The 21,618-nt window shown below is 55.3% G+C and carries 19 protein-coding genes and 1 pseudogene; 12 read left to right on the top strand and 8 right to left on the bottom strand.

The features are described from left to right. Positions 1-42: 42 nt before the first annotated feature. The 3 genes from FIU95_RS06055 to FIU95_RS06045 all read left to right on the top strand — a co-directional run bounded on the left by FIU95_RS06055 (position 43) and on the right by FIU95_RS06045 (position 2,945). A complete protein-coding gene (locus FIU95_RS06055; RefSeq protein ID WP_152452449.1) occupies positions 43-747 on the top strand; it encodes a response regulator transcription factor in 705 nt (234 codons plus the stop codon). 11 nt (positions 748-758) lie between these two features. Then, complete coding sequence (locus FIU95_RS06050; protein ID WP_152452447.1) at positions 759-2,135, top strand: ATP-binding protein; 1,377 nt, start codon at positions 759-761, stop codon at positions 2,133-2,135. A gap of 90 nt (positions 2,136-2,225) precedes the next feature. Then, complete coding sequence (locus FIU95_RS06045) at positions 2,226-2,945, top strand: SRPBCC family protein (protein ID WP_152452445.1); 720 nt, start codon at positions 2,226-2,228, stop codon at positions 2,943-2,945. A 73-nt stretch (positions 2,946-3,018) separates the two neighbouring features. On the opposite strand, the gene rluB is transcribed toward FIU95_RS06045, so the two are convergent. From rluB to FIU95_RS06020, 5 genes and pseudogenes are all read right to left on the bottom strand, one after another. Beyond that, a complete protein-coding gene (gene rluB / locus FIU95_RS06040; protein WP_152452443.1) occupies positions 3,019-3,876 on the bottom strand; it encodes a 23S rRNA pseudouridine(2605) synthase RluB in 858 nt (285 codons plus the stop codon). Further along, entirely contained in the window at positions 3,873-5,051 is a 1,179-nt protein-coding gene (scpB, locus tag FIU95_RS06035) for an SMC-Scp complex subunit ScpB (RefSeq protein ID WP_152452441.1), read from the bottom strand. The genes rluB and scpB overlap by 4 nt, the downstream gene beginning before the upstream one ends. A 212-nt stretch (positions 5,052-5,263) precedes the next feature. Continuing rightward, positions 5,264-6,160: pseudogene (locus FIU95_RS06030) on the bottom strand (ScpA family protein); the annotation flags it as partial. 54 nt (positions 6,161-6,214) lie between these two features. Continuing rightward, positions 6,215-6,838, bottom strand: a complete 624-nt coding sequence (locus FIU95_RS06025; RefSeq protein WP_152452439.1) for an L-threonylcarbamoyladenylate synthase — start codon at positions 6,836-6,838, stop codon at positions 6,215-6,217. Between the two features lie 117 nt (positions 6,839-6,955). Continuing rightward, complete coding sequence (locus tag FIU95_RS06020) at positions 6,956-7,870, bottom strand: PHP domain-containing protein (RefSeq protein WP_253868889.1); 915 nt, start codon at positions 7,868-7,870, stop codon at positions 6,956-6,958. A 249-nt stretch (positions 7,871-8,119) separates the two neighbouring features. Between FIU95_RS06020 and FIU95_RS06015 the strand changes: the two genes are divergently transcribed. The 7 genes from FIU95_RS06015 (at position 8,120) to FIU95_RS05985 (ending at position 13,013) form a co-directional block, all read left to right on the top strand. Next, positions 8,120-8,839 (top strand): VC0807 family protein, encoded by a 720-nt coding sequence (locus FIU95_RS06015; protein WP_152452437.1) that lies wholly within the window; start codon positions 8,120-8,122, stop codon positions 8,837-8,839. Between the two features lie 46 nt (positions 8,840-8,885). Beyond that, positions 8,886-9,185: a YciI family protein gene (locus FIU95_RS06010; RefSeq protein ID WP_152452435.1), complete on the top strand. Its 300-nt coding sequence runs from the start codon at positions 8,886-8,888 to the stop codon at positions 9,183-9,185. A gap of 26 nt (positions 9,186-9,211) precedes the next feature. Beyond that, on the top strand, positions 9,212-9,892 hold the full coding sequence (locus tag FIU95_RS06005) for a TIGR04211 family SH3 domain-containing protein (RefSeq protein ID WP_172975330.1): 681 nt from the start codon (positions 9,212-9,214) through the stop codon (positions 9,890-9,892). Between the two features lie 123 nt (positions 9,893-10,015). Next, positions 10,016-10,609, top strand: a complete 594-nt coding sequence (locus tag FIU95_RS06000) for a peptidylprolyl isomerase (protein ID WP_152452433.1) — start codon at positions 10,016-10,018, stop codon at positions 10,607-10,609. Between the two features lie 3 nt (positions 10,610-10,612). Further along, positions 10,613-11,371, top strand: a complete 759-nt coding sequence (locus FIU95_RS05995; protein ID WP_152452431.1) for a pyridoxine 5'-phosphate synthase — start codon at positions 10,613-10,615, stop codon at positions 11,369-11,371. Next, entirely contained in the window at positions 11,371-12,240 is an 870-nt protein-coding gene (locus FIU95_RS05990; protein ID WP_152452429.1) for a Rossmann-like and DUF2520 domain-containing protein, read from the top strand. Before FIU95_RS05995 ends, FIU95_RS05990 begins: the two co-directional genes overlap by 1 nt. Then, positions 12,237-13,013 (top strand): RNA methyltransferase, encoded by a 777-nt coding sequence (locus FIU95_RS05985; RefSeq protein WP_152452427.1) that lies wholly within the window; start codon positions 12,237-12,239, stop codon positions 13,011-13,013. The genes FIU95_RS05990 and FIU95_RS05985 overlap by 4 nt, the downstream gene beginning before the upstream one ends. A gap of 384 nt (positions 13,014-13,397) precedes the next feature. On the opposite strand, the gene guaA is transcribed toward FIU95_RS05985, so the two are convergent. Together guaA and guaB are read right to left on the bottom strand one after the other, a co-directional pair. Continuing rightward, entirely contained in the window at positions 13,398-14,975 is a 1,578-nt protein-coding gene (gene guaA, locus FIU95_RS05980; protein WP_152452425.1) for a glutamine-hydrolyzing GMP synthase, read from the bottom strand. Between the two features lie 87 nt (positions 14,976-15,062). After that, the gene (gene guaB, locus FIU95_RS05975) at positions 15,063-16,550 is read right to left on the bottom strand and encodes an IMP dehydrogenase (RefSeq protein ID WP_152452423.1); all 1,488 of its coding nucleotides are present in this window, start codon (positions 16,548-16,550) and stop codon (positions 15,063-15,065) included. 172 nt (positions 16,551-16,722) lie between these two features. Here guaB and xseA point away from each other — a divergent pair, with 172 nt between their 5' ends. Both xseA and FIU95_RS05965 read left to right on the top strand, forming a co-directional pair. Continuing rightward, the gene (xseA, locus tag FIU95_RS05970) at positions 16,723-18,075 is read left to right on the top strand and encodes an exodeoxyribonuclease VII large subunit (RefSeq protein WP_152452421.1); all 1,353 of its coding nucleotides are present in this window, start codon (positions 16,723-16,725) and stop codon (positions 18,073-18,075) included. 70 nt (positions 18,076-18,145) lie between these two features. Beyond that, on the top strand, positions 18,146-20,461 hold the full coding sequence (locus FIU95_RS05965; RefSeq protein ID WP_152452419.1) for a transporter substrate-binding domain-containing protein: 2,316 nt from the start codon (positions 18,146-18,148) through the stop codon (positions 20,459-20,461). 24 nt (positions 20,462-20,485) lie between these two features. Here the strand turns inward: FIU95_RS05965 and FIU95_RS05960 are convergent, their stop codons facing one another. Continuing rightward, positions 20,486-21,463, bottom strand: coding sequence for an NAD(P)H-quinone oxidoreductase (locus FIU95_RS05960; RefSeq protein ID WP_152452417.1), 978 nt, complete (start codon positions 21,461-21,463; stop codon positions 20,486-20,488). Positions 21,464-21,618 lie beyond the last annotated feature (155 nt).

Raw genomic sequence — 21,618 nt, 5'->3', positions numbered from 1 at the left:
GTGCTTTGCATATAATGGCTCCACAGCAATTGAGAGAACGCCATGAGCCGCATCCTTCTTATCGACGACGACACAGAATTAACCGATCTGCTGAGTGAATACCTTACCGGGGAGGGCTTCGATGTAACCGCCGCCAATGATGGCGGCCGCGGACTGGAATTGGCCCAGAGTCAGCACTTTGATGCGCTGGTATTAGACGTGATGCTGCCGGTGCACAACGGTTTTGACGTATTGCGCAAACTACGGGAAGAGGCTTCACCTACCAGCCGCTCCCTGCCGGTTATTATGCTTACCGCCAAGGGTGATACCGTGGATAGAATCGTGGGCCTGGAGATGGGCGCCGATGACTATCTACCAAAGCCCTGTAATCCCCGCGAGTTGGCGGCGCGCCTGCGAGCTATCCTGCGTCGCGGTCGGGTCGAAGTAGAGGACAATGACGACAGCCTCAACAGCGGTCAATTGCGCCTGCTACCAGCCGAGCATCAGGCCTATTGGGGCGACCAGGCCCTGTCCCTGACCGGCGCCGAATTTTCCGTACTCAAGGTGCTGGTCCAAAGCGCCGGGGATGTAGTGAGTAAAGAGGTGCTCACCGAGAGTGCCCTGGGGCGCAAGCTGATGCCCTACGACCGCTCCATCGATGTGCACGTCAGCAACATTCGCAAGAAACTCGCGGATAAAGGCGCCAGCCGCGACCTGATCATCAATATCCGCGGCGCCGGTTACATGCTCACCCAGGCCAAGCAGTAGGTAGTATCAAAATGCGCAGCCTCTTCTGGAAAATGTTTTTTGGCGCATGGATCACCGCCATGGTGATGGTGGTTGCCGCCATTTACATTACCCACTTTGGCGAGTTTGGCGACCCCCGCCAGGAGGAGCGCTGGGAAGGCCCCGCACTGTTTCGAGAGGTGATGCGCAACATGCGTATCGCCCGCCGCCACGGACCCGAGCAATTTCAGCACTGGCTGGAGCGCGCGCCCAAGAAAGTCAAACGGCGAGTCTACGCGGTGGACAGCGAGGGCAATGACTTGTTGGGGCGGCCGGTGCCGCAGAGTATGGCACCGCTGATTAACAGCCTCGATTACCGCAATCGCGAGGCCCATATGCTGGTGGACAACAAACCCACCGTCGGCTTTTTCCTGCCACTACGCACTGGTGACCCACTGCGCATCGCCCTAGTTGCCGGAGATAGCAAAGAGGGACTATTGCTGCGATTCCTGTGGCGCAACTTCTGGCCTATGTTGCTGCTCTCCATGATCGCCTCCGGTATCGCCTGCTATTGGCTGGCCACCTACCTGAGCCGCCCCTTGGAACAGCTGCGCGCCGCCACCAAGCGGGTTGCCGCCGGTGAATTGGATTACCGGGTCGCTCCCAGCCTACACAGCCGCAACGATGAACTGACCGACCTGGCGCTGGACTTCGATTCCATGACCGCTCAGCTACAGGAGTCCATGTCAGAGCAGCGTCGCCTGATCAAAGACGTCTCCCACGAGTTGCGCTCCCCCCTGGCGCGACTGCAAGTGGCCCTGGCCATCGCCCGCCAGAAGCAGGTGGCGGGGCTCGATACTGAGCTCGATAAGATCGGCAAAGCGGCGGACTATCTCGAAGACATTATTGCCGACGTTCTCTCCCTGCCGGTCAGCAATCAAGAGCAGCGCCCACTGGATGATGTAGTCGAACTCAACAGCCTCCTCTCAGCCCTAATTGACGACCTGCATATCGAAGCGGCGGAAAAACACCTCGGCTTTGACATGAGTGCCAGTGGCGAAGAGCTTCTAGTCGCTACTCGCGGCAGCTCCCTGACCGCAGCACTGGAAAATATCCTGCGCAACGCCATCAAATACAGCCCCAGCCATGGACTGGTGCGAGTACTGGTACAGGAGTCCGCCGACAGCTGCAACATTTCCGTGATCGACTCTGGCTCCGGGGTGGACGAAACCGATCTGGAGGCGATATTCCGCCCCTTCTACCGCACAGACAGCGCCCGTTCCCGCGAGAGTGGCGGCTTTGGCCTGGGGCTGGCTATCGCGCAGCGCACGATACTGCATCACGGTGGCAGCATTACTGCGCGTAACTATGCCGGTGCCGGCCTCTGCGTCGAAATCAAGCTGCCGCTTATCCATCTCAGCGACGATTAAACCGCAGAGAAACTGCTATAACCTTGACTGGCGCCGGCAATTCGCCGGCGGTCGGGGTTTTTGGCCCCGAAATTTGCAAAGGGCCCCGCTATGCGCTGGATACTCTATATCCTGGTATTCCTGATACTGCTGTTCCTGGCCGGCTATCTGTTTCCCCGCGAAGTCTCGCTGGAGCGCAGTGTCTATATCGACAGACCGCCCCAGGACGTATTCCCCTACGTCAATAACTATCGTAAGTTCAACAGCTGGTCTCCCTGGAGACATATCGACCCCGCCATGGAGTACCAATACAGCGGTCCAGAGACGGGGGTCGGCGCAACCATGAGCTGGCGCGGGGAAAACTCCAACGAGGGCGGAGGAACCCAGACCATCACCACCAGCACACCAAACTCCATAGTGCTCAACAAACTGAATTTTGGCGATGGCAGTGAAGCCACAGCCGAGTTCAAGTTGCTCCCTAAAAACGGCGGCACCCAGGTTGTCTGGAGCTTTAACACCGATACAGGAGGTGGCCCCAGGGAGCGCTGGATGGGATTGGCCATAAAGAAAATGGTGGGCGAGTCCTATGAGCAGGGACTGGCAAAACTCAAACAGCTGATGGAATCCAGCGCCAAGACTGGGGGAGCCGAGGAAGGGGGAAATAGCGACACCAGTAATTCGGTATCCGATATCCCCTCCGATGTGGACGATGCCATGGGCGGAGGCCCCCAGGGGGTGCAATCAGAGATGCAGAACCAGCAGCAGGAAGAGGCCGGGGAAACTCCAGAAAATGAAGATCAAAAGGAGCAGCAAAAGGAAAATCAGCCATAGGCCGAAACTTTTACCCAGCTACAAAAAAAGCCCGCTCGAGGCGGGCTTTTTCTATAAAGAACGCTAAAAAATCTCAGGACTTATTGCGCCGCTGCGCCGGTACCGGAGACTTGCGCAACTTGCGTCGCTGGCGTTCCAGGGTCTGCTTTTCCCCCTGGGTCAGCGGGCGCTGCCCCAGCTTGGGCAGGCCGGCGGTGATACACAGATCGTCGATTTCCCTGGGCTCCATCTCAATCCATTGGCCCACGCGCACATGGGAGGGAATAAATACACTGCCGTAGCGCACCCGCTTTAGACGGCTCACGCGAACGCCCTGGGACTCCCACAGACGACGTACCTCGCGGTTGCGCCCCTCCATCACCACACAGTAAAACCAGCGATTTTTGCCCTCACCGCCACTCTCGACGATATCGGTAAAGCGCGCGGAGCCGTCGTCCAGTAGCACGCCTTTCAGCAAACGTCGCTTCATCTCCTCGTCCACATCCCCCTGGATGCGTACAAGGTATTCGCGATCGATCACCGACGACGGGTGCATCAATTTGTTGGCCAGCTCGCCGCTATTGGTAAACAGCAGCAGGCCACTGGTGTTGAAATCCAAGCGGCCCACAGAAATCCAGCGACCGGTTTTCAGTCGGGGCAGACGATCGTAAACCGTGGGGCGCCCCTCTGGGTCGTGGCGTGAACAAATCTCTCCGACTGGCTTGTTGTACAGAATTACCCGGCAGCGGTTTTCCGCACTGGAGGGCAACCCCTGGCCATCAAATTCGATATGATCTTCACCGGTAACCCGCTCGCCGAGTTCCGCTACTTTTCCGTTGACCGTCACGCGACCCGCATCGATCGCGCGCTCCATTTCGCGCCGCGACCCGAGGCCGCTGCGCGCTAATACTTTTTGCAATTTTTCGCCTGCTGGCGAGGTGCCATCACTCATGGGGTGGTGTTTTCCGCTTGCACTACATCTTGGGAATCTTCATCGACATCGCTGCTTCCCCGCTCCTCTTGATCGGTGGCAGCCTCAGTATCGATATCACCAAACAGGCTGCTCTTTGGCAGTGTTGCCGCAATAGGGGCTTGTGGCTCCCCGTATTCGACGCCCTGTTCAATTTCGCTTTCATGTTCTTCTTTAGGGGTTGGTTCCTCCTCGGTGGCACTCAAAGGCTCAGAAACCTCTGGGCTCTCAGGCTGTGCCTGCACCAACTCCCACTCATCTTCCGGCGCCTCTTCCCTGATCTCTTCTTGCACCGCTTCGGGCAACTCAGCGACCGCCGACTCTTCGCTTTCAGCAGTTTCTGCCTCTTTCTCAGGCCGCTCTGCATCGCCCCCTACTTGAATATCGGCCTCCGCTGCGATTTCCTCAAGCGCTGCCACGACTCGGGCATCCTCCGCTGCATCGACATCCTCTTGAAATTCATCAGACCCTTGGAGCCCTTCATCTTCGATTGCGCCGGACTCTTCTTCCGTTTCCTCTCTCATCCCGCCGTCCTCCGGAAGCTCTTCGCTCCCCTCGGCGGCGAGTGCGGCAGCGATTTCCTCGGGGGGGAGCCCCTCTGATTCGAGAATCTTATTCAAACTCTCGATATCGCGGATCTCAGCCAGAGTGGGCAGATCATCCAGAGAGGACAAATTGAAATAATCGAGAAAATCCCTGGTGGTTGCGTAGAGTGAGGGTTTGCCAGGCACATCGCGGTGGCCAACCACCTTGATCCAACCTCTATCCAACAGTGTCCTCACAATCTGGGAGCTGACCGCAACCCCTCGGATTTCCTCAATATCACCACGGGTGACCGGTTGGCGATAGGCGATAATCGCCAGTGTCTCCAGAGTGGCGCGAGAATACCTCTGAGCTTTCTCTTCCCATAAACGGTTCACCCAGGGAGCCAGATCTTCCGGCACCTGAAAGCGCCAGCCGCTGGCCACTTTTTTCAGCTCAAAGCCGCGCCCGGCACAACTTTCAGCAATCTCACCGAGCAGATCCCGCAGGGTTGTGGCGGAGGGGCGCTCCTCCTCATCCATCAGGGACAACAACTTTTCCTCACTGAGGGGCTGTGCCGAGGCTAACAGGGCACCCTCCAGGATTCTGCGCAGTAACTCCGGAGCGATTGTCATTTTATTGTTTCCAACTCTTCTTCTCTGGGCTCCACCTGCCCCGCAGTGAGCGGCTCTTTATCGGTCAAATCACCGTCGACCAAATCGCCATCGGTTAAATCACGGTTCAGAGTGCCCTCATCACCGGATAAAAGAGGTACCTCCTCCAATTTTCCAGTATCGAAGTCACGCTCACTTTCGTTGAACTCATCATCGCCAGCTTCGTGATTGTGGCTGGCTGCGCGCACATGAATGGGACCAAAGGCCTCATTTTGCACCAGCTCCACCAAAGACTCCTTAACCAGTTCCATCACGGCGAGGAAAGTCACCACTACACCGAGGCGCCCCTCTTCCGCAGTGAATAGGCTCACAAAGGGCACAAACTGCCCGTGGCGAATCTGGTCGAGTACCTGGGTCATACGTTCGCGAGTGGAGAGCCTTTCCCGCTCTACCTGGTGACTCTCAAACATGTCGGCGCGGCGCAAGACATCCGCCAGTGCCACCAACACTTCCTTGAGATCCACCTCTGGGTCGGGCCGGGTGATATTGCGATCCGGCCCCTCGGCACTGGCCTGATGGATATCGCGGCCCATGCGCGGGATCTCATCCAGATCCTCAGCGGCAGTTTTGAAGCGCTCATATTCCTGCAGGCGACGAATCAGTGCAGCGCGCGGGTCCTCGCCCTCCTCCTCTTCAGCTGCCGGTGGACGCGGCAACAGCATGCGCGACTTGATCTCGGCAAGCATTGCCGCCATCACCAGATACTCCGCCGCCAGCTCAAAACGCATCGACGTCATCATCTCCACATAGGCCATATATTGGCGGGTGATGTCGGAGACGTTAATTTCCAGAATATCCAGATTCTGGCGGCGGATCAGATATAGCAGCAGATCCAGAGGGCCCTCGAAGGCCTCCAGGATAACTTCCAGTGCATCCGGTGGAATAAAAAGATCCGGTGGAAGGTCGGTAAAGGCTTCCCCCAATACGAGCGCGAGAGGGCCCTTGCCCTCCTCACTCTCGTGGGTATTCGGGCTTTCCGAGGGGAGATCAGCAGACGCGTCGGTTTCGGCAGCCGCAACATCGGCGAGTACCTGCTCCTCCACCTCGGCTAGTAGTTCTTCACTGGACACCCTGCCCCACCCTCAAAATCGCAAACGGCCGATTATACACCAGCGCGGCGCCAATCAGCCCAGTATTTCATCTATGGCACCGCAGCCCTGACGAATCAGCTGAGGCTCATCGCCAGTAAGGTCGATCACCGTGGTCGCTTCCAACCCACAAAAACCACCGTCGATCACCAGTTCCACCTGATGCTCGAGGGTGTCGCGAATATCATAGGGGTCAGTCAATGGCTGTTCGTCGCCCGGCATAATCAGACTGCAGCTCATCAGCGGTTCACCTACCGCCTCAATAAGTGCCAGGGCGATGGGGTTATCGGGTACACGGATGCCGATTGTTTTACGCTTGGGGTGGATCAGGCGGCGCGGCACCTCGGCGGTAGCCGGCATGATAAAGGTATAGGAACCCGGAGTATGGTTTTTCAGCAGGCGGAACATCTGATTATCCACCTTGGCATAAGTGGCCAACTCGGAAAGATCACGACACATCAGGGTAAAGTTGTGATTTTTATCCAACTGGCGCAGGACGCGAATACGTTCAACCGCCAGTTTTTCCCCAAGCCGACAGCCAATTGCGTAGGCGGAATCGGTGGGATAAACAATCACTCCGCCACTGGTTACTATATCCGCAGCCTGACCGATCAGGCGCCCTTGAGGATTGTCCGGATGAATTTGAAAGAACTGCGCCACAAAGCCCCCAAGCTTTAATCAATTGAAACCTCTTGCGACGGGCTCAGATACCCGCCGGGGATTTGGAGTCGACCAATATCCACTCCCCCATCTCACGCGGCATGGAACGCCACACCACTAGGCAGATATCGCTTCCCCCGGTCGATCCCGGTGCAGAGTGTGCCACAGATTCCACACGGGCTCGACGTCTTCGGGCAAACGCACACAGCCGAGCTCTCTCCAGGGCTGCTCCGGTTGGTGAAAGTCACTCCCCAAAGAGCTGTGCATTGGGGCAGCGTTGGAATCGCCAACAGACAGCGCCATCAAACTGCGCAGTTCCCTGGTCTGGGTGGGATTCTGCCGGCCACAGAGCAGCTCCACAGCATTGCCGCCACTGTGGTGATACTCAGTTAGGAGGCGCAGCAATTGGGTGCGTGTTAGGCCGTACTTGAGCGGGTGTGCCAGCACGGCTGTGCCACCAGCAGACTGAATGGTTTCTACAGTCTCCCGCAATTGTGGCCACTCCACGCGCACATCGCCGATCTTGCCGGCACCCAAATAACGTTTGAACGCCCGCGCAGTGTCCTCAACGTGCCCGGCTTCCACCAGCCAGCGGGCAAAATGCGGCCGCCCCAGCACGGAATCTCCAGCAATAGCTCGCCCCCCCTTTAAGGCTCCCTCGAAACCCCGCTTATGTAAGCGTTCGGCAATCCGCTCGGCGCGCTCCTCGCGCAACTCCTCACGCAGAGCGATTGCCTCTCGCAAGCGTGCAGATGCCGGGTCAATATTGAGCCCAACAATATGGACAGAGCGTCGCCCCCAAAGACTGGAGAATTCGATCCCCGTCGCCACAGTGATGCCTAACTGGTCACCTGCAGCCTGTGCCTCAGCTACACCACCCACCGTATCGTGGTCGGTGAGTGCCATCAGAGTCACACCCTGGGATTTCGCCCTCGACACCAGCTCAGTAGGACTTAAAATACCGTCGGAAGCGGTACTGTGACAGTGGAGGTCTACAAGGTCTGTATTTAGATCTTCTGGCAGGAAACTCAACAGCAGGCTCTCACTCTCTCTGGGGGTTAAAAGTCGCAGTATCTATTATTTGGAACGATAACCCGGTGAGGCTGTCATAGCCGCAACCGGTGTTTTCAAGGATAGGGCCCGGACCATAGGTCACCCTTGGCGGCCACGAGGAACCGGAGTCTGACAGCAGTATTGTCAGTGGGGAAGAATTTTCCTGGAAGGCCATTGTAATGTGACTTCTCAACTAACTTCCCGCGGGCATTATCACCGGAATTGAGTATGAGCGAAACGAATTCGACATTGTCAAAAAGTGAAAACCCCAAGAAAGAAGGCCTTCTCAGCAATTTAGCCTTCAATGTCATTATTCCCACATTGATATTAACAAAGCTCTCTGGGGATCAATGGCTGGGCGCCACCTGGGCTATGGTAGTAGCTCTTGCATTTCCGTTGGGCTATGGATTGCGCGACCTTTTGCGCCTTGGCAAAGTCAATTTCTTTTCCGCCTTAGGCATCATCGGCATATTACTTACCGGTGGTATCAGCCTACTGGAGTTAGATCCACAATATATAGCCATTAAAGAAGCTGCTATTCCTGGCCTGCTAGGCATCGCGGTAATTGGCTCTACATATTCCCGCTGGCCTCTGGTAAAGACCCTTTTATATAACGATCAAATCCTTGATACGGCCAAAATTGCCAAGACATTGCAATCAAATGGCAATCAAGCAGCGTTCGACAGAACCCTTAAACAAACTTCCTGGATCGTTGCAGGCTCTTTCTTTTTTTCATCAACTCTCAATTACATTCTCGCCAAGACAATTGTGATAAGCCCTCCAGGGACCGAAGCCTACAATTCAGAAATTGGTGAGATGACCGCACTAGGCTACCTAGTTATCGCAATACCATCAGCCCTAATTCTGATGACTGCACTCTTCTTCCTGTTTTCCCGCATCGGCAAGCTAACCGGGCTGAAGCTGGAAGAAGTCATGGTCGCCCAATAACAAAAAACAAAAGTTTTCTAATCAACTAACAAGAGCAAAATTCACAATGTGGTACGCAATCATCAGTGAAGATGTTAGCGATAGTCTCCCTTTGCGCAAAAAAGCGCGCCCCGACCATTTAGCCCGACTCAACCGTCTCAAAGACGAGGGCCGCCTGCTGGTTGCAGGGCCGCACCCCGCCGTTGATAGCGAGGAACCCGGTGAGGCCGGCTTTAGCGGCAGCTTAGTGATTGCCGAATTTCCCTCGCTTGAGGAGGCTCAGGCCTGGGCCGACGGCGATCCCTATGTGGCTGCTGGAGTCTACGCCTCAGTTGCCGTTAAGCCATTCAAATTAGTTCTGCCCTAATAACAACAAGCACAAGCTGTATCGCAATGAAGAAATTACTGTGCGGCCTGATCGCCGCCACACTGCTCAACGCAGTTCCAGCAACTGCGGCCGCCGAAACCCGCTATATCACCGACCAGCTACATGTTCCCATGCGCGCCGGCAAAGGTAATGGGTTCCGCATTCTGCATCGCGGCCTGCCCAGCGGCACCCAGCTCAGCGTCCTCGAAGATGCCCCGCAAGAAGGTTGGACCCGCGTGCGCACCCAGGGCGGTACAGAGGGGTGGGTGAGGCGCCAATACCTGGTCTCCGAGCCAGTCGCGAAACTCAAGCTGGAAGAAGCGGTAGCAAACCTGGAGCGCTTCGAAAAAATGGAAGGCAACCTCGGTGGTGAAGTTCGCCGCCTGGAGGAAGAAAACGGCAAGCTGAGCAGCGCCCTGGAGTCCGCCCAGCAGCAGAGCCAGACGCTCGCAGCCGAGCTTAAAACCCTCAAGGCGTTATCGGCAGACGCCCTGGCACTCAATGAGCGCCACCAGAAGCTCCTGCACCAGCACGAATTGCTCAAGCAGGAGAAAACCATGGCAGAAGCAGAAATCCAGCGCTTATCCGGTAGTGAAAGCCACAAATGGTATATGTATGGCGCCCTATCCGTGCTGTTGGGCGCCCTGCTCGCGATGTTTGCCCCGCACCTTCGTCCTCGCAAACGCCACTCGGAGTGGGCGAACTGATTTCGCCCACTTTCTCCGAAATCGCATACTATTGAGCCCCGGGGAACCTAGTATCCCCGAGCCCCACATCCAACACAAAAGCGGCGGCGCCCATAGGCCGCTGTGAAACCTAAAGGACTAAGGATGATGCGTAAACTTTTTGCAATGCTACTCTGTGCAGCCCTTGCCCTCCCCGCACTGGCCAAAAATCCGCGCGTGGAGCTGAAAACCGACTTGGGCATTATTCAGATCGAGCTCTTCGCCAAAGAGGCTCCAGTCACCGTAAAAAACTTCCTCACCTATACCGATAGCGGCTTTTACGACGGAATCATCTTCCACCGGATAGTGCCTGGTTTTGTAGTGCAGGGCGGCGGTTTTACATTCGACTTCCAAAGGAAGGAAACTCAAGATCCCATCGTCAACGAATCCACCAACGGCCTGCAAAACCTGCGCGGTACGCTCTCCATGGCCAGGACCAATGACCCGGACAGCGCCACCTCACAGTTTTTTATCAACCTGGTCGACAACACCAGGCTCGACGCGCAAGAGGACAAGCCCGGCTACGCCGTTTTTGGTCGGGTAGTCGATGGGATGGATGTGGTGGAAAAAATGGTAGCGCAGCCTCGCGGTCTCTATCGACAGCACCCAAGCGCCCCCAACATGCCCATCCGCATCCTCGAGGCTAAACGTATTGACACCGGTGACAACGCCGTCGCCAACAACAGTAAGGGAGAATAAGCTGTGATCGCTCTCAGTGTTAATCTCAACAAAATCGCCCTGATCCGCAATTCCCGCGAAGGTAACTTTCCCGATGTTACCGCCCACGGCCGAATGTGCCTGGACGCAGGCGCCCAGGGGATCACCGTGCACCCGCGCCCGGATCAACGCCATATTCGCCCCCGTGACGTGCGCGAACTGGCCGCCCTCTGTCGCGATCGCCATGGTATTGAGTTCAATATTGAGGGCAATCCTTTTGCCGAGCACCAGGGGGACTACCCAGGCCTGATGTCACTCGCTCTGGAAACCCAGCCGGACCAGTGCACCCTGGTTCCCGACAGCAACGACCAACTGACCTCGGACCACGGCTTCAACCTCAAGCTGGACGGGCCGCGCTTAGTGCCCATAATCGCCAAGCTCAAGGACGCCGGCATCCGTGTCAGCCTGTTTATGGACCCGGATCTGGAGCAGATCAGCCTGGCCAAGGATGTGGGCGCTGACCGCATTGAGCTGTACACCGGCCCTTATGCGGAGGCAGCCGCCAAGCAGAGTGCAGAGCTAGAAGACATCTTCAACGCCCACTGTGCCGCCGCGGAGCACGCGCGCCAGCTGGGACTGGGGGTGAATGCGGGTCACGACCTGAACCTGGTCAACCTGCCCCGCTACCGCACCCTGCCGGGATTGCAGGAAGTCTCCATCGGCCACGCCCTCACCGTGGATGCCATCGGCATGGGCTTAGAAAATGCCGTTAAAGCCTACCTGAGCTGCCTCGCCGGCAACTAATGAAGACACTCAATATTATTGGTGCCGGGCGCCTGGGGAAAACGCTCGGGCGCCTGTGGCAACAGGCCGGAGTTTTTCAGGTTCAATCGATCCTTAATCGCAGTTTCGATAACGCAAAAGCAGCGGAAGATTTCATCGGCGCCGGGCGCGCAGTTCCCGCACTGAAATCCATGGAACCGGCGGACTTCTGGCTGATCGCCTGCGGCGATAGCGAAATTGCCGCAACAGCCGATCGCCTCGCTGACCACCTTGGCAAGCGCGAAGGCATTGTTGCCTTTCACTGCAGCGGCGCCCTCAGCTCCCAAGTGCTCGAAGTTCTGCGCCCCGCCTCCATCGCCAGCGCCCACCCGGTACACAGCTTTGCCGACCCGCTGCGTTCCCTCGATAGCTTCACTGGCAGCAGTGTTGCCCTAGAAGGCGACAGCTCTGCCACTGCAGCTTTAGAGGAAGCCTTCACTGCCATAGGCTGTAAGACCCTCACCATCGAAGCCCAACATAAGTCTCTATACCATGCGGGTTCGGTGATCGCGTGCAACTATCTCACCGTGTTGATCGACCTCAGCCTGCACAGCTTCGCCGCGGCGGGCATCGACCGCGACAGCGCCCTCAAGTTACTGGAGCCCATTGTCCTGCAGACTGCTCAGAACAATATGGCCCTGGGGCCGGAGACATCCCTCACCGGCCCGATCGCCCGGGGTGACCTGGAAACCGTAGCCAACCAGCTGAAAAACTTAACGTCGGTATCGCCAGAACTTGCGCACCACTATCGCCAACTGGGCCTCGCCTGTGTAGAGTTGGCGCGGCGCGGCCAGCTATCCGATGAAAGCGCGGCCAAATTGATCGAATTATTGAGTGAGCCAATGCGGTGAAAGACTCCTCTGAATACCTGAAAAAAAGAGCTTTTTTCGACAGCCTGCTAACTATTTACGGGCGCAAACCGGTACTCGAAGCACTGGAAGACCCAGACCTCCCGGTACACAAACTGCACTTGGCGAGCAGTAACCGGCGCGATCAACTGATCAGCCGCATGGAAGCCCTGGCCGAGGAGCGCCAGATAGAAACCGCCTTTTGGGATCGCAAAGGGCTCTCCCGCATCTCGAAAAATTCCCGCCAGGATCAGGGGGTGGCACTGGATCTCGCCCTACCCAACTACGGTAGTTATAAAGCCTTCCTACAAAATCACAGGAATGAGGTTAAAACCTACGAACTTTTGGCTCTGGACGGTATTACCAACCCACAGAATCTCGGCATGATTATCCGCTCTGCCTGTGCTGGCGGCGTGGACGGAATCATCCTGCCCAGGAAAGGCTGCGCACAAATAGATCCATTGGTTATCAAAGCCAGCACCGGTACCCTGTTTAAAACTCAGATACTCCGTTGCGAAACGCTGGCAGATGCACTGGCAGACTTTCGCGAGTCTGGCGCACGCATCTGTGGCCTGTCCTCCTACGCCTCAGTGACTCTGGCAGAGATTACCGGTAACAAGCCAACCATTTTTGTGTTGGGCAACGAAACTCACGGTGTCAGCGACGCCGTCGCCAAACAGTGCAATGAGTTAGTGCGTATCCCCATGCAAAACGGTGTGGAGAGCCTCAACGTGGCAGTTACCGCCGCATTGATCAGCTTTCGCCAACAATTCTAATCGGCCACCTGGGTAGCCTTGAATGGGGTAGCCTTGAATAAAGGTGCCCCGCAGATACTTCCCGCCAGCAAGATATCCACCCCATTCCCCTCATCGAAAGGCTACCCACAGATTCTGTGGATAACTCCGAGGATAACTATTCCCTCCCCGGCGCAAAGGCCCATGGTTGCGCCAGTGTGACAATCTGAGGAAAAAATGATCAGCTTTTGAAACGCTTAAAAAATCAACGAGTTACAGCGGATTACAAGAGATTGATCAGAGACGGACGAACCAAATAAGCGCCTCCGAGTGTGAGAGATCACAGCTGTGGAAAGTGGCACGCTTGGCGGGAGAAATAGGGAAATGGGGTGCCTTGCACCCCATTTAAGCCGCGGGATTAAACGCTTATTCCCACTCGATGGTGGCCGGTGGTTTGCTCGATACGTCGTAAGCTACGCGGGAGATATGCTCAATCTCATTGATTATGCGATTGGAGACTTTCTCAATCAGCTCGTAAGGCAGGTGCGCCCAACGGGCTGTCATAAAGTCCACGGTTTCCACTGCGCGCAGTGCCACCACATATTCGTAACGGCGACCATCACCCACCACACCAACCGATTTCACCGGCAGGAACACCACAAACGCCTGGCTGGTTTTGTGATACCAATCGGCCTTGTGTAACTCCTCGATAAAGATCGCATCTGCCTCGCGCAGGATATCGGCGTACTCTCTCTTTACTTCGCCGAGAATACGCACCCCCAGACCCGGTCCCGGGAAGGGGTGGCGGTAGACCATATCGTAGGGCAGGCCCAGCTCCAGGCCGATCTTGCGCACTTCATCCTTGAACAGTTCGCGCAGCGGTTCCACCAACTCGAACTGCATATCTTCCGGCAGGCCACCCACATTGTGGTGCGACTTAATCACATGGGCTTTGCCGGTTTTGGCGGCGGCGGATTCGATCACATCCGGATAGATAGTGCCCTGAGCCAGGAACTTAACATCCTGCAGCTTGGAAGCTTCGCGATCGAATATTTCAATAAAGGTATTGCCGATAATTTTGCGCTTGGCTTCAGGCTCATCCACACCCACCAGACGCGAGAGGAAGTCTTCTTCCGCATCGGCGCGAACAACCCGTACACCCATATTGTCGGCGAACATTTGCATTACCTGATCACCTTCGTTTTTGCGCAACAGGCCGTTGTCCACAAAAACACAGGTCAGCTGATCGCCAATCGCCTTGTGCAGCAGTGCCGCCACCACAGAGCTGTCGACACCACCTGAAAGACCCAGCAACACTTTGCCTTCACCTACCTGCTCGCGCACTTTGGCGATGGAATCCTCGATAATATTGGCCGGCGTCCAGAGTTTTTCACAGCCGCAGATATCGATAACAAAGTGTTCATAGATCCGCATGCCCTGCAGGGTGTGGGTAACTTCCGGGTGGAACTGCACACCGAAGAAATTCTTCTCGGCGGAGTACATACCGGCGATGGGGCAGGAATCGGTGGAAGCCATCAGCTCAAAGCCTTCCGGCATCTGCACAACCTTATCGCCATGGCTCATCCATACATCCAGCAGCGCTTCCCCTTCCTCGTTGAGGTGGTCTTTGATATCGCGCAGTAGATTGGAGCTGCCTTCGACTTTTACCTGGGCGTAGCCAAACTCGCGGATGTTACTGCCCTGTACGGCACCACCGAGTTGATGTGCCATGGTTTGCATGCCATAGCAGATGCCCAATACCGGCACGCCCAAATTGAAAACCGCTTCTGGCGCACGGGGAGAACCCTCTTCCGGTACGGACTCAGGCCCGCCAGCCAGAATAATACCTTTCGGGTTGTATTCGCGGATCTCTTCATCGCTCATATCGAAGGCGCGAATTTCAGAGAAAACACCCAGCTCGCGCACACGGCGGGCGATCAACTGGGTGTACTGGGACCCAAAGTCGAGGATCAGGATTCGGCTGGAGTGGATATCTTGGCTCATGATTGACTCATTAACAGAATAAATAACGGCAAACGGACCTGAAAGGTCCGTTTGCGGCTTGGTACTGAAAGTTGTTCACCGAGAGGCTTAGCGTCCGCCCACCGGGTAGTTGGGCGCCTCTTTGGTAATCTGCACATCGTGCACATGGGATTCACCCATGCCGGCGGAGGTTACCCGCACAAATTCCGGGCGAGTGCGCATGGTTTCGATATCCACACTGCCGGTATAGCCCATAGCAGAGCGCAGGCCGCCCAGCATCTGATGCACAATGGCAGACAGAGGACCTTTGTAAGGAACACGCCCTTCGATACCCTCTGGAACCAGTTTTTCTGCGCCCTTACTGGCATCCTGGAAGTAGCGATCAGAGGAACCCTGTGTGCGCGCCATAGCGCCGAGGGAGCCCATACCGCGATAGGATTTGTAAGTACGCCCCTGGTAAAGCTCCACCTCGCCCGGCGCCTCTTCGGTACCGGCAAACATGGAGCCCATCATTACAGAGGAAGCACCGGCAACAATTGCCTTGGAGATATCACCGGAGTAGCGGATACCGCCATCGGCGATCATGGGCACACCGGTACCTTCAAGCGCAGAGGAAACCTCGGCAATTGCAGTGACCTGGGGAACACCGATACCCGTTACGATTCGGGTGGTGCAAATAGAACCCGGGCCAATACCGACTTTCACCGCGTCCGCACCGGCTTCCACCAGTGCGCGCGCGGCATCGCCGGTTGCAATATTGCCGCCAATCACATCCACCTGGGGATGCATCTCTTTAATGCGACGCACACGATCAATCACGTTGCGGGAATGGCCGTGGGCGGTATCCACTACCAGTACATCGACACCGGCTTCTACTAATGCCGCCACGCGGTCATCGGTATCCGGGCTGGTACCTACTGAGGCACCAACACGCAGACGGCCATCGGAATCTTTACAGGAGTTTGGATACTGCTCAGCTTTGTTAAAGTCTTTTACAGTAATCAGACCACGCAGCTCGAAATTGTCGTTTACCACCAACACCTTTTCGATGCGGTGCTTGTGCAGCAATTCACGCACATGATCAGAAGAAGCATCTTCGTGGGCAGTTACCAGGCGCTCTTTTGGCGTCATCACACTGGCAACACTTACATCCAGGTCGGTAAGGAAGCGGACATCGCGACTGGTGACGATACCCACCAAATCTCCTCTATCCATCACCGGAACCCCGGAAATATTGTGATGGGTGGTCAGGGCGATCAATTCGCGAACGGTGGCATCCGACTCGATCGTGATCGGGTCTTTAACCACACCGGCTTCAAATTTTTTCACGGCGCGCACCGCAAGAGCCTGCTCTTCGATAGACATACTCTTGTGGATAATGCCGATACCACCTTCCTGAGCCAGGGCAATAGCCAGGCGCGATTCCGTCACTGAATCCATGGCGGCGGAGACAATGGGAATATTCAGGGTGATGTTACGGGACAGTTTGGTTTTAAGGCTGACATCCTTGGCAGTCACCTCGGAATAACCGGGCACAAGTAGGACGTCGTCGAAAGTGAGGGCTTCGCGCGCGATGCGCAGATTGGATTCAGACATTGTTGACACTCAAACCTCGAATAGGCGGGATTGGGTATCGGCGCGATTATACCTCTCAAGGAAAAAAGCGCAAATGACAATTTACAGAAAATCGAATTAAACGAGCAAAGCACTTTACCTAAAAGGGGGATGCTGCAATATTGCTCCGCCAGTTTTCACTTGAGAAGCACAGATGCAATCCAGCTCCGCAGCCCCCAACACCAAGCGTAGCGTCCTCTCGGTTAGCGACCTCAACCGGGAGGTGAAACAATTGCTGGAGGGCAGCGTACCCTTACTGTGGATCGGTGGGGAGATCTCCAATTTTACCGTGCCCAGCTCAGGCCACTGGTATTTTAGTTTGAAAGACGCCCGCGCCCAGGTGCGCTGTGCCATGTTCCGCGGACGCAACCGCAGTGTGGCCTTTCGCCCACAAAACGGCCGCGAAGTGCTGATCCGTGCACGGGTAAGCCTCTACGAGGGCCGCGGGGAATTCCAGCTGATCGTGGAGCATATGGAGGAGGCTGGCTTTGGCGCCCTGATGCGCCAACTGGAACAGCTCAAGGCCAAGCTTCAAGCCGAAGGGCTGTTCGATAGCGCCCGCAAACGCGCCCTGCCCTATTTACCCACCAATATCGGTATTATCACCTCCCCCACCGGCGCCGCTATCCGCGACATGATCCATGTGTTGGAGCGCCGCCACCCTGGAGCGCAAATTGAACTCTGGCCAGTGGCCGTACAGGGCCAGGGAGCTGCACTGCAAATCGCCGACGCTATCGAAAAGGCAGGGCGCAGCGGACGCCACGACTTGCTTATTGTGGGTCGCGGCGGCGGCTCTCTGGAGGATCTTTGGCCCTTTAATGAAGAAGTTGTGGCGAGGGCTTTAGCGGTTTGCCCTATCCCCACAATCTCCGCCGTAGGTCACGAGACCGACACGACGGTTTCTGACCTTGCCGCCGATGTGCGTGCACCCACCCCCTCTGCGGCTGCAGAAATTGCCAGCGCAAATGCCGCTGAGTTATTTCAACGCCTGGAAAACAGCAAGCTTCGATTATATCGGGCCATCCAGCACCAGGTGCGTCATTTACAACAGCAAGTTACGCTGAATCGAAATCGGCTGCGCCACCCCCGTGAGCAACTACAAAACCGCTCACAACGCCTCGACCACCTGGAGATGCGCCTATTAACAGCAGGGCAGCAGCAAATCCAGCTACGCCGCAGCCAATTGACATCGACCCTGCGGGCCTTCGCCCACTGCCAACCCCAGCGACAACTGCAGGAAAAAGGCGAGCAACTGAGGCAGGTACAAAATGCCTTAGAGCGAGCGGCGGAACGCCTTTTACTGCAAAAAACTGACAGGCTCAATCACCAGGCGCAGTTACTTCATCATGTAAGCCCCCTAGCAGTTTTACAGCGGGGATATGCCATCGCCAAAGATTCACAGGGACGCGCCTTGAAAGACAGCCGCGCACTGGAGATTAACCAGGAGATTGAAGTTCAACTGGCCCGCGGTCACTTCTCTGCCAAGGTGGAGAGCATCGACCACTAAAAAAAACCAGCGAATGGGCTATCGGGGCACGACACTATAATCCACCTGTAGAGAGCTTTTGGAGCTATCTATGAGGTGTCGCTATAAAGCTATCAGCCCCTATTGCTGGGTTTTAATATACCTTTTCGTACTAATTTTCGCGCTCGCCGGGTGCGCCCCAAAAGCACCCGAGAGCACTGAGAATGGAAGTGCAATCCAATCCACTGCCACTTCTGAAAGTAGCTCCAAGGCAGACACCCAAACACAAGGGAAAAAAGGTCCTCCCGTTACGCCTGCAAAAGAACAACAGGTCAATTACATCGAGACCGGTGATCTCAAGGAAATAAAAAAACACGGTACGATTCGCTTTGTAAACCTGACAGGCGCTTCGGAAAACCTGCTTCCCCGAGACGGGGTAGTCAGCCTGCGTAACTTCGAGCTGGGTAATAAACTCGCTAACCAACTCAAACTGGAGGCCAAGTGGATCAAGGCCCCAACCCCCAATAAAGCAGTGGAGATGTTGATTGCCGGTGAGGCCGATGTCATTGCCTATAACCTGACAGTGACTGATGACCGCAAAAAAATCATCGATTTCAGTGTCCCCATTCGCCACTCCCGCCAACAGCTTGTCACCGGTGCATCTGGTCCAGACATTAGTGACCCGAGCAAACTAAGCGATGTTGAGTTAATCGTGCCGCAGGGTTCAGCCAATATGGAAACGGCAAAACAGTTAATTGCCAAATACCCTGATGCAAACCTCACGGTTAGGGAATTTATTATCCACGGTAATCGCGACGGCTTAGTCGATATGCTCAACATGAAAAGTAATCGAGTGGCAATACTGGAAGACTTTTCCGCGGAGGATTTACGTAATTATCGGGATGACTTGCGCTTAGGGGCCTATGTCAGTGAAGTACAAAATATTGCCTGGGGAATGCGCAAAGACACCAGGCGCCTTAACTCGACGGTAGATAACTTCCTTACCCGCAATTTGGTTAAGGCGCAGGAAGAGCGTATTACCGACTGGAAAGGCATCAAAAAAACGGGGGTTATCCGTTTGCTCACCTATAACGGCCCTACAACTTATTTCCTATGGAAGGGTCTGCTAATGGGGTTTGACTATGACTTGGCAAAAGCCTTCGCCGACAAACACAAACTTCAGTTGCAAATTATCGTAGTACCCTATGAAGAAGACTTGGCGGACTGGCTCAGAGCTGGTCGGGGCGACTTTGCCGGGGCGGAACTCAATATCACTACTTCCTATGAAGATAAGGGGATGGTATTTACCAAGCCCTATGTGGAATCAGCAGACCAGATAGTAAGCAGCAAGGATAAACCTCCAATTGAGAAAATTCAGGATCTGAGCGGTCGAAAACTCACTTTGCGCGCTTACTCTTCATTTATCGATACTGCAAAAACATTGCGCGATGCTGGTATTAATGTGGAAATTCAGGTGGCACCACCGGATATGTCCCAGTCACAAATTTTCTCACTCATAGCGGATGGATTGATCGATGCAACTATCTCCAGTTCGGGTCGGGCAAAAATAGAATCCTCCGTGCAGCCCAACTTGGTGCTGGGAACTTTACTTGGTGACCCCCAGCCTCAAGGTTGGCTGGTTCTACGCCAGAACTGGCACCTGCTGAAAAACCTGAATAAATTTATAGAAAGCTACCGAAAAACAGCACAATACAAGAAAGATTATGCGGCCTACTTTGAGCCCAATAAACGCTTTATGCAGAGGGTGAGCAGCCGGGTGATCCCAGGCGAAAACCTCTCGCCCTACGATAATTTGGTAAAAGAATCCGCTTTTAAATATGACTTTGACTGGCGCATGATCGTTGCGCAGATGTGGCAGGAAAGTAACTTTAATCCCAAAGCCGTCTCTCCGGTAGGTGCCCAGGGCTTGATGCAGGTAATGCCGGCAACCGCAGAGGAAATGGGCTTCCCACCGCCCCTATTTGAACCGGAACGCGGTATTAAAGCCGGAGTAAAATATATGGATTGGGTGCGGGACAGATTTAATCCCTCCCTGCCTACGGTAAACAGGCTTTGGTTCACCCTCGCCTCTTACAATGCCGGTTACGGCCACCTTCTCGATGCGCAGCGCCTCGCCAAACAATTAGGCCTGGACCCTAACGTCTGGTTCGACAATGTTGAGGTAGCCATGTTGAAACTGGCTCAACCCCAGTATTTCAAGCGAGCGCGTTACGGCTATGTGCGAGGCTCAGAGCCTGTGCAGTATGTGCGTAATATCAGCAATCTCTATAAGGCCTATGTGGAAATGATGAGTGACGATCCCACTGCAGCAGTGCCTTTGCGCAAATCATCGGGCGAGAATTACTGCTCTCCACACAATACTCCAGAAGGGGTTATCCAGCAGATACCCAACTACTCCGCACCTTAGCCAACTACCTACATTCGCTAAAGGTCACAGGGTCAGCACAATTTTCCCAACGATCTTGCCGGATTCTAAAAGCCGATGTGCTTCGGCAACCTCTTCCAAGGGAAAGCGCGCAGCAATCTGCGGATGAATTTTACCAGCTGCAATAAATGGCCAAACCTGGGACTCCAGGGCGTGGGCAATATTGGCCTTGACTCGTGTAGATCTCGGCCGCAGTGTCGATCCGGTTAGGGAAAGTCGCTTCAACATAACCGGCAACATATTCACCTCGACGCTAGCTCCCTGCAGGTAGGCAATATTCACTATGCGCCCGTCATTAGCCGCTACCTGAATATTCCGTTCGATATAACTGCCGCCCACCATATCCAGAATGACATCCGCTCCGTGGCCAGAGGTAGCTTCCTGTACTACCTGCACAAAATCCTCTTCCCGATAATTAATCGCCCGCTCAGCGCCGAGTTGCTCACAGGCTGCGCACTTTTCTGCGGAGCCGGCGGTGGCAAAAACCCTAGCACCCAACTGGTGTGCCAACTGAATAGCGGTAGTGCCAATACCCGAGCTGCCACCATGCACCAAAAAAATTTCACCGCTTTTTAGCCTAGCCCGGTCGAACACATTGGCCCAAACTGTAAAGAAAGTCTCCGGTAAAGTCGCAGCCTCTACCATGGATATAGAGCCGGGTATTGGTAGACATTGCCCCTCGGGTACGGCGACAAATTCCGCATAGCCACCGCCATTAGCCAGTGCGCAGATCTTATCGCCAACTTTCCAGCGCTCAACACCATCCCCCACCGCAGCCACCCGCCCGGACACTTCAAGCCCAAGAATCGGCGAGGCGCCCGGAGGCGGTGGGTAATGGCCCTTGCGCTGAACAATATCGGGGCGATTGACCCCCGCAGCGGCTACTTCAATCAACACTTCCCCAGGAGCTGGTCCAGGCTTGGGCAGGTTCGCCAGCCGCATGACTTCGGGGCCGCCATATTCCGGCAGATCTATAGCGCGCATGATTCACTCCTTTAAATTCTTCACGACCCGGTTAAGCGATGGCGACAAACTCTAAATACCATCAGAGGGATACTGGGCACTACTGTACCGCTAATGAGGGGAAATTACAGGTAGGTAAAAACGATTATGGCCGGGGACACTCGCACAATTCACTC

This window comes from Microbulbifer sp. THAF38, from assembly GCF_009363535.1.
GTDB lineage: Bacteria > Pseudomonadota > Gammaproteobacteria > Pseudomonadales > Cellvibrionaceae > Microbulbifer.
This window is presented reverse-complemented; position numbering and strand designations above follow the sequence as displayed.

What these genes read in the sequence shown, in the direction of transcription:
- FIU95_RS06005 (WP_172975330.1), top strand. Translation starts at nt 9,212, where the DNA reads ATGAAGAAATTACTGTGCGGCCTGATCGCCGCCACACTGCTCAACGCA.
- FIU95_RS05960 (WP_152452417.1), bottom strand. Translation starts at nt 21,463, where the DNA reads ATGCGCGCTATAGATCTGCCGGAATATGGCGGCCCCGAAGTCATGCGG.
- FIU95_RS06045 (WP_152452445.1), top strand. Translation starts at nt 2,226, where the DNA reads ATGCGCTGGATACTCTATATCCTGGTATTCCTGATACTGCTGTTCCTG.
- FIU95_RS06010 (WP_152452435.1), top strand. Translation starts at nt 8,886, where the DNA reads ATGTGGTACGCAATCATCAGTGAAGATGTTAGCGATAGTCTCCCTTTG.
- FIU95_RS06015 (WP_152452437.1), top strand. Translation starts at nt 8,120, where the DNA reads ATGAGCGAAACGAATTCGACATTGTCAAAAAGTGAAAACCCCAAGAAA.
- FIU95_RS06055 (WP_152452449.1), top strand. Translation starts at nt 43, where the DNA reads ATGAGCCGCATCCTTCTTATCGACGACGACACAGAATTAACCGATCTG.
- guaA (WP_152452425.1), bottom strand. Translation starts at nt 14,975, where the DNA reads ATGAGCCAAGATATCCACTCCAGCCGAATCCTGATCCTCGACTTTGGG.
- guaB (WP_152452423.1), bottom strand. Translation starts at nt 16,550, where the DNA reads ATGTCTGAATCCAATCTGCGCATCGCGCGCGAAGCCCTCACTTTCGAC.
- FIU95_RS06050 (WP_152452447.1), top strand. Translation starts at nt 759, where the DNA reads ATGCGCAGCCTCTTCTGGAAAATGTTTTTTGGCGCATGGATCACCGCC.
- FIU95_RS05990 (WP_152452429.1), top strand. Translation starts at nt 11,371, where the DNA reads ATGAAGACACTCAATATTATTGGTGCCGGGCGCCTGGGGAAAACGCTC.
- rluB (WP_152452443.1), bottom strand. Translation starts at nt 3,876, where the DNA reads ATGAGTGATGGCACCTCGCCAGCAGGCGAAAAATTGCAAAAAGTATTA.
- scpB (WP_152452441.1), bottom strand. Translation starts at nt 5,051, where the DNA reads ATGACAATCGCTCCGGAGTTACTGCGCAGAATCCTGGAGGGTGCCCTG.
- xseA (WP_152452421.1), top strand. Translation starts at nt 16,723, where the DNA reads ATGCAATCCAGCTCCGCAGCCCCCAACACCAAGCGTAGCGTCCTCTCG.
- FIU95_RS05965 (WP_152452419.1), top strand. Translation starts at nt 18,146, where the DNA reads ATGAGGTGTCGCTATAAAGCTATCAGCCCCTATTGCTGGGTTTTAATA.
- FIU95_RS06000 (WP_152452433.1), top strand. Translation starts at nt 10,016, where the DNA reads ATGATGCGTAAACTTTTTGCAATGCTACTCTGTGCAGCCCTTGCCCTC.